This window comes from Microbulbifer epialgicus (genome assembly GCF_041447265.1).
Lineage (GTDB): Bacteria > Pseudomonadota > Gammaproteobacteria > Pseudomonadales > Cellvibrionaceae > Microbulbifer > Microbulbifer epialgicus.
In genome coordinates this window covers 10,835-24,417 of record NZ_JBGMEK010000013.1, presented here as the reverse complement: position 1 = coordinate 24,417, position 13,583 = coordinate 10,835, and the positions used below count along the sequence as shown (strand labels likewise).

At 42.7% G+C, this 13,583-nt stretch carries 9 protein-coding genes and 1 tRNA gene; 3 read left to right on the top strand and 7 right to left on the bottom strand.

Annotated features, from left to right (window positions below; all coding sequences use genetic code 11):
• Positions 1 to 149 precede the first annotated feature (149 nt).
• Positions 150 to 226: transfer RNA gene (locus ACCI49_RS08060), tRNA-Ile, on the top strand.
• 172 nt (positions 227 to 398) lie between these two features.
• Here ACCI49_RS08060 and ACCI49_RS08055 read toward each other — a convergent pair.
• From ACCI49_RS08055 to ACCI49_RS08035, 5 genes are read right to left on the bottom strand one after another with little or no spacing between them, the layout of a single operon-like run.
• Positions 399 to 941 (bottom strand): hypothetical protein, encoded by a 543-nt coding sequence (locus ACCI49_RS08055; protein ID WP_371838449.1) that lies wholly within the window; start codon positions 939 to 941, stop codon positions 399 to 401.
• 4 nt (positions 942 to 945) lie between these two features.
• Positions 946 to 1,779 (bottom strand): TniQ family protein, encoded by an 834-nt coding sequence (locus ACCI49_RS08050; protein ID WP_371838448.1) that lies wholly within the window; start codon positions 1,777 to 1,779, stop codon positions 946 to 948.
• 1 nt (position 1,780) lies between these two features.
• A complete protein-coding gene (locus ACCI49_RS08045; RefSeq protein ID WP_371838447.1) occupies positions 1,781 to 2,842 on the bottom strand; it encodes a TniB family NTP-binding protein in 1,062 nt (353 codons plus the stop codon).
• Between the two features lie 53 nt (positions 2,843 to 2,895).
• Positions 2,896 to 4,752, bottom strand: coding sequence for a TnsB C-terminal domain-containing protein (locus ACCI49_RS08040; protein WP_371838446.1), 1,857 nt, complete (start codon positions 4,750 to 4,752; stop codon positions 2,896 to 2,898).
• Positions 4,683 to 5,357, bottom strand: coding sequence for a PDDEXK family nuclease (locus ACCI49_RS08035; RefSeq protein WP_371838445.1), 675 nt, complete (start codon positions 5,355 to 5,357; stop codon positions 4,683 to 4,685). The genes ACCI49_RS08040 and ACCI49_RS08035 overlap by 70 nt, the downstream gene beginning before the upstream one ends.
• Before the next feature lie 387 nt (positions 5,358 to 5,744).
• Here ACCI49_RS08035 and ACCI49_RS08030 point away from each other — a divergent pair, with 387 nt between their 5' ends.
• On the top strand, positions 5,745 to 6,383 hold the full coding sequence (locus tag ACCI49_RS08030; RefSeq protein WP_371838515.1) for a restriction endonuclease subunit S: 639 nt from the start codon (positions 5,745 to 5,747) through the stop codon (positions 6,381 to 6,383).
• On the top strand, positions 6,376 to 7,911 hold the full coding sequence (locus tag ACCI49_RS08025; protein WP_371838444.1) for a type I restriction-modification system subunit M: 1,536 nt from the start codon (positions 6,376 to 6,378) through the stop codon (positions 7,909 to 7,911). The genes ACCI49_RS08030 and ACCI49_RS08025 overlap by 8 nt, the downstream gene beginning before the upstream one ends.
• Positions 7,912 to 8,241: 330 nt before the next feature.
• Here ACCI49_RS08025 and ACCI49_RS08020 read toward each other — a convergent pair whose 3' ends face one another.
• Entirely contained in the window at positions 8,242 to 8,808 is a 567-nt protein-coding gene (locus ACCI49_RS08020) for a tetratricopeptide repeat protein (protein ID WP_371838443.1), read from the bottom strand.
• A gap of 16 nt (positions 8,809 to 8,824) precedes the next feature.
• Positions 8,825 to 13,363, bottom strand: coding sequence for an RHS repeat-associated core domain-containing protein (locus ACCI49_RS08015; RefSeq protein WP_371838442.1), 4,539 nt, complete (start codon positions 13,361 to 13,363; stop codon positions 8,825 to 8,827).
• Positions 13,364 to 13,583: the final 220 nt, after the last annotated feature.

The following is a 13,583-nucleotide window of genomic DNA, read 5'->3' as shown; positions in this document are numbered from 1 at the left end:
GGGCACCTCGAACAAAAAACAACCGATAAGAATTACATTGGCCAGCAAAAAACTGGGTAGGAGAAATATCTGCCACAAAGGCATTGATTTGAAAGGAAAAATCTTGTACTTTGCCCAACCGCTTGCAACGATCCCCGCAAGCAAAGTGTGGGCCCTTAGCTCAGTTGGTTAGAGCATCCGACTCATAATCGGCAGGTCCTGGGTTCAAGTCCCGGAGGGCCCACCACCTTTAAATCTCCCCCAATCTCAAAATGTGAGTGTAACGATAAGTTGTCGCAATACGACATCTTATGGTAACTATCACCCAGCATTTCACAGAAAATCAAGCAGTTACGCCTATGTGACAGCTTATGGTCCCTAAATAAAAGTTCACCTTTCGCTAAATACCCCATAAGTTGTCATGTTTTACGGGATAGCTTTGATGCATTTCTGGAGCAGTCCTTTCGTGTGCTTTCACTATACCTTGTAATCGCTTTGTCTTTAGCTAGGTTTAACTGCCTTTGGGAGACCCCCTGAATATCACTAACATCTAGTTCCGCCATGACGTGGGGCCAGTCCAAGGGACGATTTTTTGAGGCACAGCGTTGAACTGCCAAGTTCATTTTATACTGCAGCGAGCTCTTGATACGTTTGCGGCGATCCATTTTCACCTTTTCATACAATTTGGAAATACTCTTCAGCTCTTTCCGAAAGGCGTTCTCAAGCATTCCTGTACTAACCCCAAATCTCTTGGCAATTTCAGATCTAGCCTCCGGCTCCCTCTTTCCAGCCAAAGTCTCATTTAGATATCGTGAAATATCTGGCAAGTGTACCCGTAAGTCCTTTTTAACATTAAAGTTAAACTGCTTTGTCAGGTACCCCACGGACTGCAGAAGATCCTCCAGTCCACCAAATAAAAGACTCATTCTAGGCAACTGAAGCCCGTCGACTATTTTTGCCAAAGACTCACAAAGACTCAACTGAAACACCATGCTTATAAGAACACCAGTCTTTAAGTGTCATATTATTTATTCCAAAACACTCTGTCAAAGTATAGAGCCCATCAGCTCCTCCTTTCTCTACAAGGCCCCTTAAGTTTCTGGATAGTATCTTTAAATCAAACTGAGAAATTTCGGTTGCTCCCGGTATAAAAATATCCATTTTTGCTAGATAGCTCTCTGCTTCAGATTTACTATGTCCATCTAAGTCACAAATGATATGTGGTGCTTTCGTGAGAGAGGTGCCACAGTAATGGCAAAAACCAGGCTCATATTTATTTGATATAAATGGTTGACGCTGATAACAAACCCCACAGCAATAAGAGAGGCTGCAAAGGTGCTTCGCACAATACTGGGAGATCGCGAGAGACCAATAAAGTTCATCGGCAACTTTCGCCTCAGATTCAGGACGTTTGATTGCCATTGATTCACGATAACATTGGGCACACCACTTCTTTTCCTTGGCAATAAACCCATGTGCCATCCTATCCAAAATATTACTTAAATACACAAAGGATGACGGCCAGAAAATTTTCTTTCCTGTAATAGCCTCCAAGCGATTGGTGACTATTACAGATGTAGCCGTTAATGAATTGCAAAAATTAGCTACATCTCGACCAAGACCTATACCGTGTGAAGCATTATTCTGTAAAACAACATCTGATATAAATTTCGATGGATGCATTCGATATTTCCAGGAAATTCTTGCCATCAGTGAAACATTTGACTCCGCCTCGACTCCCTCGTGAATTCTTATAGGGAAGGGTGTAATCCCGTGATTTAAGAAAGGAATTACTCTCATCTCAACCCACCTTATCTCTTGTAGGAGAGCGCTGCCCTGGATTCTTGCCCCTAGAGGAGCTAGGCTTGTTGTTTCTTTTTTTCTCTGGCTTCCCCCCTAAGATATCCCAAATCTCATCATCACCCGGTTGCCTAAAGAAGGCTTCACCCTCTCGGATAGCTTCTGCAATAGTTTTTATTTGATTATTTTTCAGTCTTGTTTTATCGAGATGCTTGACAGTAAGGACTTTGTCTTTATCCTTCAAAGCCATATTTAATGCTCTGCCTAACCATTCTTTTAAAATCCCAATACACCCACAACTCCCCATGAACACGGCCTTAGCATTCTTAATAAGACTTGGCTCCATCATGATCGGCATATAAGCTAGTAGCCCTGAATAAGCCGAACTAAATTTAGCAACATCTCCCGGTCGTCTTATCGAGTAAGCAGGGTAGTCCATAATCCCAACTCGCCGTGCTAATTGATCACTCATATCTAAAGAGAACGAAATTTCATAAGTCCCTAGACCTACGAACCTACAACCACTTCTGTTAGAGATGCCTTTGAGTATATTCATATTTTTTTCTCCAGACTGCCCACCATATTTAAAGATATGCTGGACTTCATCTACGATGATGTACTTTACACCGTAGTCTCGAACCCTAGAGAGAAAGTCTCTTTTCAAGGATATTTCATTTCTATTTTGAGAAAGGTACTTCCTCCCAATATTGGAACCTTCTATTTTTGGATGACCGTATATCTTTATGTTTTGTAACTCACCCATCGCATTAAGTAGCTCTGAATAGAAATCTTTCCAGGAAAACTTGCTCCCCCCCAAGACATCAGCCTCAACATAGATCATTGGCAATTCATTCACCTGCTCATTCATTACATCTACATTCTTATAGGCTTCTCTCATTAAATATTCAGAAAGACATGTTTTTCCAAAACCTGTTGGCCCTTGAACTAGAACAACATCCTTTTCCGATGAGTCGAAAAAAAGTTCCTGAAGATGTTCATATGCACAATTAACAGCATCATGCTTCATGAAAAAGCCTGATTTAAAGTATTCAATCTTTTCCATGTCACTGGCACTCTTCAAGATTTCAGGAAATTTCGCATTTGGGTGCCACATGTTCAAACCTCATCATCTGAATCTGGGATAGATATATCCCAGTCAACTGATGACCACTCATCACACTCTGACTCTTCCAAGCTAGGGGTGCCAAATTGATTATTGTTAACTTTACAGTTATTACTTAATGAACCGGAGCTAAATTTCCTTTTATCATGCTTAGCTTTTGCATCTTGATTTAGCTCTTCAACAAAACCTGCTAGATCTGCTCGACTAGTATCTTTTGATCTTTCATTGATATAGAGAGTCTGACGAGCTACTTCGGCGAGAATAGCACCCTCCAGCTCATCTACACGGCGATGTTGTGGCTTGGTTGCCTGGAAACGTATCCATCTATTTTGGTAAAAAACAAAGATATAATTGAGATCAAATGGATCAAATCGGATATCAACTGCAATACTTTTTCGAGAAGCAGACTTCAAACATATATGCCAATAGCGAACTCTATTAACCTGAATCGCAGAATTTCTCTTCAGTTTTGTGCCACTGCGTGCTGGAGGCAACAGAACATTCATAAGAAAAATCTCATTAAATTCAACTCTTCTAGAACAGCTAACGCCAAACCTTTCAATTGATTTATCACGTATCTGGGCAGGAGATAACCCACCAGTTTTGATACTCTGGTGATTGAATTTATCTATATACTGTAGAAGTCCATGATAAAAATCTACTGGCTCCCAAATAGATAGGTTCTTTGGATTATGACTCGCTGAAACCTGCCTAATATTTTTCGCTAACTTATTACTCCCACTTAGATTGTCTAAAAATATCGTATTCAAAGAACCATAGTTACGCTCAACTGCCGACCCACTTCTTGGCTTTCCTTCTCTGGAAATTATCGTAGCCCGATATCGGGCCATTAAAGTTTCAAAGTAAACGCTTTGAAACTCCTTTCCTCCATCAACCACAATAGCTTCGGGAAAGATCTCATGAGTTTTTACCATTAATCGTAGCGCTGACATCACAGAGATATTGGATGGATGCCTAAATGAAAGATAACAACTCAGAACATAACCTGAATATTCATCAACTATGGTAGTTAACCAAGGCTTTCCAAGATTCACACCCTCGATCGAAACCAACTGCAAATCAATCTGGGTATGATCAATATGACAGCGCTGTAAAAAACGATTAACTTCAATTAGAGGAAACTCTTTATGTTTTCCATCCATACCCTGATAGGCTGTATATTGATAGGCACTTTTTGCACCCTCTCGGACTTTCTTTGAAACTACCTCGGCTATAGGTAGGATTCTTCTCCTTACAGCCTTTTTAGAGGGAGGAACTAGTCCTCTCTCTTTACATTCTCCACAAATTAATCCATAAATATGTGGGAAATTTTGATTGTCGCTATTAAGGAAATTTGACTCTATGATTTTTTGAACAATCAACTCGAGTTCTTCAGGAAGTTTTTCTACATAATTACCTTTCTTATGGTGTTCAGGCTGCAGGCCATCGATCCCTTTCTTACGATAAGCACTCAACCAACGTTGCAGTGTACGTACGCTAATATTTGCTTTACTTGCCACATTTACAACACTCTCTCCAGCCAGGACAGTATTAACTAAATTAATACGCGTCAGACTCTCCTCAATTTCTTTAGGTGACGCCTCTAGGATGATACGGTCACGTACAAATTCGGAGGTCTTCTGGGTCATTACCCCTTTTAGCTGATTTGGTTCAGCAGCGATTAAAACTCTCTCTGGTTCATTTAATCGACAATTCTGTAAGTCAACATAAAGTGACTGTTGAGCTATTGCCCGCATCACTCTATCGCGCGTCACACCGGCTATTGAGCCTTCAGTACATTGAAAGGCTGTGGGCCTTTGGCCAGAAGTAACTCCTTGCAAAGAGTCCATAAACGGTGATCTTCCTCAGAGGTCATATCGGGAAGGTAGTTATAAAGAAGTGCAAGGTTATCTATGTAGACGGGGTTGATTTCTTTGTCATTTACTATCCGGTACGCTAGGCCAGTTCCCTCTAAGTAGGCTGCCATCGGAGGGATCTCGAAGCATTTTAACTCTTCGTTCCATTGATAGCGGCCGGGTGTTTTACTAGCCAACTTCTGCAAGGCGTCAAACGGCTTGCACTCTTCAAAACCAATAAAATCCTCAGCGATGACAAAAAAGTCCAGTGTCGTAGGCACCCTTACATAACGCTTGCCGCTACGATACGACAGCACTACCTTGTGAAAGGGCTGATCCCAGTACCCCAGTACTTTGGGGTCGAACTCCTTTAGGTAAATGGAGGATAGTTCTAGTGTCCGACTCTCGGCCTGGATGGTGAGCCCCATCTTGTGGCTAGGAAAGCGACTAGTGATGTTAGGCCCCATGGAGCGAGTTCGAACCCGACGCGCAGGCGGGTTGCATATGATTTCTTCCACAATCCTCAACCCTGTCTCAGTAACGCCTTTTGACTGACAAAAGGTTAAATAACGCTCAAGATTTTGTAGTTCTTCCGACATAAAAGCTCCTACGAGACTGAGGGCAGCCCGATAATTAAGCAGCAGCGCCCCTCGAACTCTCAGCTCGTGATATGTATTGCTTGACGGAAAACTGATAGAGAAAGATACTCAATATGCCTATACGAAGAGCAATCTTCCCTAAAAGCCGGAATCAAGCGATTGATTTCGGTTTTTTTGTTTGAATTCAATTCATTTACAGACTTCCTTCCAATCAGACTTCAAGGCAGAAACTGCCAGATAACATTTAAACTACTATAAATTACACACCTACATCATACGCCATGATGCATAGAGTCACGAATAAAAGTAATTTGACGCCTGCTTCAAGCCGATTGATGCAAAAACTCTTGCTGCCCGTTGTCTTATCAAGCTAATATTTATGCATCAATGCCATTACTGCATAAGAATATAAAACCACTAGGCCCATTAGCCACGATCAGAGCGGGGCACGCATTCCGAACAAAACTCATCGACGACCCAGGAAGTGAGACTCGTGTACTACAAATGAGAGACATTGACCCTTCTCATGGAGTGGATTGGCAGAGTGTTGTTAGGTGTCAGCCTGTCGGAGTAAAAAAGGAATGGTTACGCACTAGCGACATACTTTTAGTCGCCCGGGGTGGACGTAATTACGCTTACTATCTTGACGAACAGCCACCATTTCCAACTCTGGCTGCCCCACATTTTTTCCATATCAGTCTAAGGGAATCTGCCAAGCAGATATTGCTGCCGGAATTTCTTGCCTGGCAACTTAACCAACAACCTGTCCAGGACTATTTCAAGCGCAATGCTGAGGGGTCTACTTCTAAAAGTATTCGGCGTACTATCGTTGAGAACACACCCATTATTATTCCTTCAATCTCACGCCAGAAGACCATATCCAGCCTTCATACTGCTGTTGTGAGCGAACGTCTACTCGCAGAGCAACTCATTGCGAACGGTGAAAATCTAATGTCCCGGATTTGTGCCGATCTTCTCAAAGAGGCTAATGAAACAGATCCCATCAGAGGGTTACTTTATGACTGACAACATCAAGCAGGAGATGATCAATAAAGCTTTATGGGCTGCCTGCGATACCTTTCGCGGCACGATCAGCGCTGATTCCTACAAAGATTTCATCCTGACAATGCTATTCCTCAAGTACATCTCAGATGTCTGGCAGGATCACTACGAAGCCTACCAAACTCAGTATGGTGACGACTCCATATTAATTGAGGAGAAGATGAGGGCCGAACAGTTCGCACTCCCCAGAGAGGCAAACTTTTATACACTGTTGGAAATGCGCCACGAACCAGACAATGGAAAACGCATTGATCAAGCACTAAAAATCCTTGAAGAAGCTAATTCCGGTATGCTGAAAAGTGCGGGTAAGAGGGTATTTCAAGACATATCTTTCAATACTGATAAGCTGGGGGAAGGCAAACACAAAAATCTAATTCTCCGCCACTTACTAGAGGATTTTGCAAGTCCTCAACTCAACCTAAAGCCATCTCGTGTTGGTGCACTAGATGTGATAGGTAATGCCTATGAGTATCTGATCAGAAATTTTGCTGCTAGTGCTGGACAGAAAGCAGGAGAATTTTATACACCACCAGAAGTTAGTGACTTATTGGCAGAATTACTCGACCCACAGCCTGGCGACGATATTTGCGATCCGACTGCTGGTTCCGCATCGTTATTATTGAAATGTGGGCAAAAAATATTTGCCAATCATAAAAGCAATAAATATAGACTGTATGGCCAAGAGGCCATCAGCTCTACTTGGTCATTGGCCAAAATGAACATGTTTCTGCACGGCCAAGATAACCACCAAATTGAGTGGGGCGATACGATCCGTAATCCGAAGCTATTGGATCCCCATGGCAACCTATTGCAGTTTGATGTTGTTACTGCCAATCCACCATTTTCACTTGATAAATGGGGCTATGAAGAAGCCGCTCATGATGAATTCATGCGTTTCGAGCGAGGTTTACCGCCAAAAACAAAGGGGGATTACGCCTTCATTCTTCATATGATGAGCACCCTAAAGCCAGATACTGGCAGAATGGGTGTGGTTGTCCCTCTTGGAGTACTCTTCCGCGGCTCTAATGAAGCTATTATCCGAAAGCGCTTAATCGAAGAAAATTTGCTTGATGCGGTAATTGGCCTCCCTGAAAAACTCTTTTACGGCAGCGGCATTGCCGCAGCAATCCTTATATTCAAAAAGAAAAAAACGAATACTAATGTAATTTTTATTGATGCTTCTCGCGAATACAAAGCTGGCAAAAACCAGAACCTGCTATCTAAAGAGAACATTGACAAGATTCTTGAGGCCTACAAAAATGCGGCAGATATGGATAAATATTCCCATATCGCAACTCTCGAAGAGATACAGAAAAATGACTACAACCTTAATCTTCCACGCTATGTTGACAGCCTAGAAAAGAAAGAGGAAGGTGATTTTCTTGCCATATATTATGAACGTGAGAAATTAAAAACCCAGCTTATCGAATTAGATAATGATATAGAGAGCTATCTAGTTAAATTAGGCTATACGACCCAATCTAGAATTTAATTCTTCATGTCACAAAAAAATGCACCTAACAACAGCAATAAATTTCTATCAGTCGAGTTATTATAGAAAATATATTCAATTAAACTATTGACCCTCAAAATTAATCTCACACACATTTTAAGATTATTTTAGTGGTCTCCTATCCTAGAGTGAAAACGGCTCGCCCCAAAGTCTTACTTTAGATGAGTCACAGAGCTAGAGCCTACAACTCATCTATTAGTCATTTTGAATAATAGGACTCAAAATGCCTAAGCTACGACAACTTATCACTACATTTTATTTATATAAACTAAAACCTTAACAAATATGGCATTTATTAAACTCATATATTTAATCTCTAAGGCGAACACTCTCAGGATCATTAAATCCAACCTTTATTCCGATAATAAACGCCTTAAAAATAAATAAAAATCCAACTAAACGTTTAAAATAACCATATTTTCCAGATTTAAGCATACGCCCTAAATTTCTTAGAGCAAAGACATGTCCTAAATCCGCCGACCGCTCATAATAAAGTAGGGCTTTATTTTTATCGACACCAATACCTTTACCATTTTCATAAATCCACCCCAATCTATATAGCGCTGGTGAATAATCATTCATGGAAGACCTTTTAAAGCACTCAAATGCAGCTTTATTATCTCTATTTTTTAGGTGCCATTTTGCCAAGTAAAACTGACCTTCCTCTGAACCCAATTCAGCAGCTTGTTTGTACCATTTTAGAGCTTCATCTTGATTTTCTTCTATACCTAAACCTTTTTGATACATCCAAGCTACAAATATTTGGCAATCAACATTACCTTGTTCCGCTAAATTTTTATATTGTGCAAAAGCCTCTTCATATTGACCTTTCTCATAACAATTGTAAGCTCGCGCAAGCACTGATTCCTGATCCATATTTAGCACCCTAAAATTACGGTTTTGGCGGTTTTGGCGGTTTTGGCGGTTTTGGCGGTTTTGGCGGTTTTGGCGGGTTAACAGGCTGCTCTATTGGAGGCGGCGCAGGTTGAGATGGTCGCGGAGCTTTAGGCCCTCTTAGATTATCGATATCATCTGTTTTAGATAAGAATTTGCAAGCAAAGTACAACGCCCAAGCGTATCTGTTTTTGTTTAATGGTTTCTTACACTTTGGCTTATTATCATCTTTTTTATCCGAACAAAGTTTACCATTTCCTCCTGGATTAGGCAGAGGACTCGAAGACAACCCAAATGGATCGATATAGTTTAGGGGGTTCCCATCGACATATGCGTAAAGATTAAGCCCTCCTAACTCTGCGATTGGATCCCGTGTAAGCCATTTTTGATTAACAGGTAGATAAAACCGATAACCAAAATATGATAACCCCGTGCTGTCATCCCAGCGTTTGGTAGAAAACCGGAATGGCTGATCAAGTGTGAAGGACTGGTTATTGATACTACCGTATTCTGTATAGGTATATTCAGCTACCTTTTGCTGTAAGGAATCTGTAACACCAGTGACATTACCCCTGCCATCATAATGATAATAGTAGTTCTGTCCTCCGGTACTCATACTTAACAGGCCGCCGATACCGCCCCCCATACTCTGACCCCAGAGGTAATCTCGCAATGGAGCATTACTTCCGTCTCGATCCTGAATAGGAAGAAAGCCTGCGCGTACGATTTTTTGTTCGTCAGTCAGTTGGCCATCTTGGTAAGACTGGATTTGAGCCAGCAGGCTATTCCAATAGTAGGTGTAGGCCTTTCTATGGAGAATTCCTGTGCTGTCTGTATAGGTCAGTTCCTTGAGCCGGTTTTCTGCATCGTAGCTAGCGGTAAAGACATGGCCTTCCGGCGTATAGCCCTGGGTCATATTACCGTCAGCATCGTAGAGAAAAGTCTCCACCCCTTTTTCTGTGGTCTGGTTTAATTCATTGTTGGCAAACTGGACCTGTTCTTCAACGCCAACATACGGCAGGGTATCTGTGCGGGATTCCGTTGCAATCAGATCCCGATCATTGTAAGTGAACTGGTAATCAGTCAGCAGCTGCTCATCAATGGTTTTATTGGTGAGCTGCTTCAGACGATTCATATCATCGTAAACATGCTTACTCTGAGTCTGGTTAGGTAAGGTTAGTGACTCAATGAGTCCACTGTTACCAACATACTGATAAGTATAAGTCTGCGAGCCCTCCTTGATATCTTTAAGGCGATTGAGGGTATCGTAGATATACTCCCTTTGCGGACCATTCTCGACGACAAGAGTTTTAATTCGACTACGATCATCATAGGTATAGGTAATAGTGTCGGATTCCCAGGGACCATCTATCGTAGCAATAGTGGAATTGGTGTTATAGGAAAAAGTTGTGGTTCCTACACCATCCTGAATGCTAGCAAGCCTGTCGTGATCATCGTAAGTGTAAGTGATACTTGGGGTGTCATCACTATAGCTGGTGGTGAGCTGATTACCGTTATCATCATAGGTGTAACTGATTTCAATGCCCCGGGCATTGGTAATTTTCGACAGTAAACCTCGGTTATTGTATTGATAACTTACCCCCTGATCATCAGCATAGGTTTTTGTCTTCAGGCGATCGTTTTTGTCGTAGCTAAAGCGAGTACGGTTTTGATTGGCGTCAATGAATTCAACCAAGTTGCTGTTGGCATCGTAGACATAGCGATTCTTCCAGCTTGAGCTATTGGACTCCTCCACCAACCGCTTCATCTTGTCATAGCTATAAGTAGTCGTACGACCGCCGCGACGCGAACTGTCCTGCATTAAGCGCGGGCAACTGGCATAGTTGTAAGACTCGGTGCCGCCGTCTGGATAGCTGACTTCTGTAAGACTATTTAGGTCGTTGTAGCTGTATTCAAGAGTGAAATTCGTAGCGTCGGTACTGGTCTTTAAGCGTCCCTTCGCGTCATAAGTGTAAGATGCCAACAACTGATCACTAAGGTGTATCTGTTCTAGATGCTGGTTAGTGTTGTAACTGTAGCGAGTCACTTGCTGCAAAGCATCGGTGACGGTTTCTAATTGACCAAAAGCATTGTAGGTGACAGTAGTGGATTTAGTATCGATATCTTTAAAACTGGTAGGGCGACGCTTTTCATCGTAACCAATTTCCACACTTCCCAGAGCGGTGGTTATAGATGTTAAGTCGACTCCGTTACTTTCTTCATAAGTGAAAGTAGTTACTTGACCATCAGGCAAAGTGATCTGTGTAACCTTACCTTTATCGTTATAGATATAACGGGTCGTTTTGCCGGCTGCGTCGCTTATCGCAGTTGCTAGACCAGTACTGTTATCGTAGGTATAAGAAAGGTAGTCACCTTCTGGGTTAGTAACCTTCTTGATACGACCGACATTATTGAAGACCTTAGTAAACTCATACTTGGTCTGTGGGGCTGTTTTGAAGTTGTTGGTAGTCTGGTCAACATACTCAACGTAGTGCTCAGGGCTCACATACCAGGAGTTTCCAGAATAACCGTTATAAAAATACTCCTCTTTGCCTCCTTCCGGATTGGTAATGGTAATCCGGTAATTTTCCCACATCGGATCACCGGGAGCCGGATATACAATAGTGCCATTGGACTGGCTGACAGCTGGCTCAAAGTAAAAACTCCACTCACCAAGCGGATTCTTTACACTGGAGACATAAATATCGGCATCATAACCAATCTCGGTCCAGTAGCCGCCCATATCGGTCAGTTTGACAAGGTTACGGTCTGTGTCGTACTCAAAGGAGGCAGTACGCTGAAATGGGTCGGTAATGGTTTTGACCAAGCCTTCGGCGTTATAGGTCAGGTTAGTCACCTGATTGGTAGCATCGGTAATGCTGGTCAGGTGAATATCTGCATCGTAACCAAAAGTGAGGCTGAAACCATTCTTATCAGTCTGGCGAACCAAGAATGGCTGCATGGAGTTTGTATTGTCAGGAATTGCATATTCAAACTCACTTCCATCTAAAAACTGTAACAGGAAGTGATTTTCTTCTAGCTTGATAAGCTTGTTGTGGGTGCCATACGGGCTGGCATAGACACCGTCTGAATCCGGGATATAGACATCGCGGCGACCATCAGGCATGAACACAGTGACGGTTTCACCGGGATCTACCAGCAGATAGCTACTGTAATTGAAGGCCCATTTATTACCAAAGGGCTCATGCTGAGCGATAGAAGACTGGGAGTTGTAACTCAGCTTAATACGTACTTTGGGTCCGTAAGCAGGTGTATACCATATCGGCGTATCCACCATATAGAAGTTCATATTGACGGGGTTAACTCGCCATATTGGAGCACCTTCGGAACACTCATCATCATCCTCAGGTGAGCTATCGTCACCATCTGGATCGCCCAAATCGTCTTCAGGGCGCTGTACGCCACAGCAACCACCGTAAATCTGGTCTCTTTCTTCTTTGGCTAGCACTCTGCCCGGCAGGCCATCAGCTTCAGAAAATACCAGAGCATTACCACTCCATTCCCTTTGAAATTCTTTCAAGGTTTGTTTAAAACGGCGGGGTATTTGAGGGTCGCGAAGAGTCACGACTCCCTTGCGAATTTTTTCAACAATCCAGTAGTGCCCAATACCACCTTTACCATTTGAATTAATCTGAACAATGGCTGGCAAAGGAACAGACTTGAGCTGTTCCATATTCAGCTCCATGGCAGTAACCGCAATACCATATTGGTTAGCCATTGTTTTTAGCTCGGCTAGGCTCTGCCCCTTCTCACCGGGCTGAATGGCAAGTACTTCTTTAGCTTCTTTTACTCGTCCCTGTTTCTTGAGCAGGTGCGCCAGAGCACGCGAGCCACAGTCCAAAAGCGACACATCATTTGCATTCTGCCGCCCGATACGTTGTATCCAGTTGGAGGCATATGTCCTCAAACGCCAGTCTTTAGCGTTGGCTTTCAGATCGGAAAGGTACTTAATGGCCTCCCCACGATTATTTTCCAGAACCTTCAATACAGCCAGGCGACTTTTAGCCTTGTCAGCCAACATCTGACTACCCGCGTAGTCGCTTTTGCTGTACTGCTCAATAATTTCGTTAAAAGTTTGTTCTGCTTCTGTATAGCGACCGTTGTACCTTGCCTCGCATGCCATATGCAATTTAGCTTCGCCAGCCCAAGGACTATCAGGATAGTCTTCCGCATAAGTCTTGAATTGCTGATATGCAAGTTTGTACTCATGGTGATTCCAGTTCTGAATGGCTTCACCAAACTTCAGACGCATATCCTGGCGCTTAGCTTTAAGTACTTTATCGCCCGAACTTTCGTGCTCTTCAGTGGGGTACAAGTGTCCGCCGAGCTGACCCGCAGCGATCAAATCCTCACGAGATAAATCGCGTTTCAGATCCATGGGCTGGATCGACATTCTAGTACCGAGTAACTTTTCGGGTTCATTTTGCTCTGCAAATATTGATACTGAGCTGGCTGTCAAAGTGAGCGCGACAACTACGCGACTAATACAGGCAAGCGCCTTAGACTTCTGGTGCATAACTACCCCAAAGTTATTCTTTTATTCTGAACTCCGCTTACCAAATAGGTAAGCGGAGGTAAAAAATTCTGAGATTAAAGATTAATTTAATGGATCGGTGCCGTTGAGATACTCATTCAGGTCACTAACCGTATCGCCATCAGTATCCAATGACATATCGTGATCTAACCCACCGAAATAGATGTACTCCCAGGAGTCTTTGATACCGTCTGCATCTTCA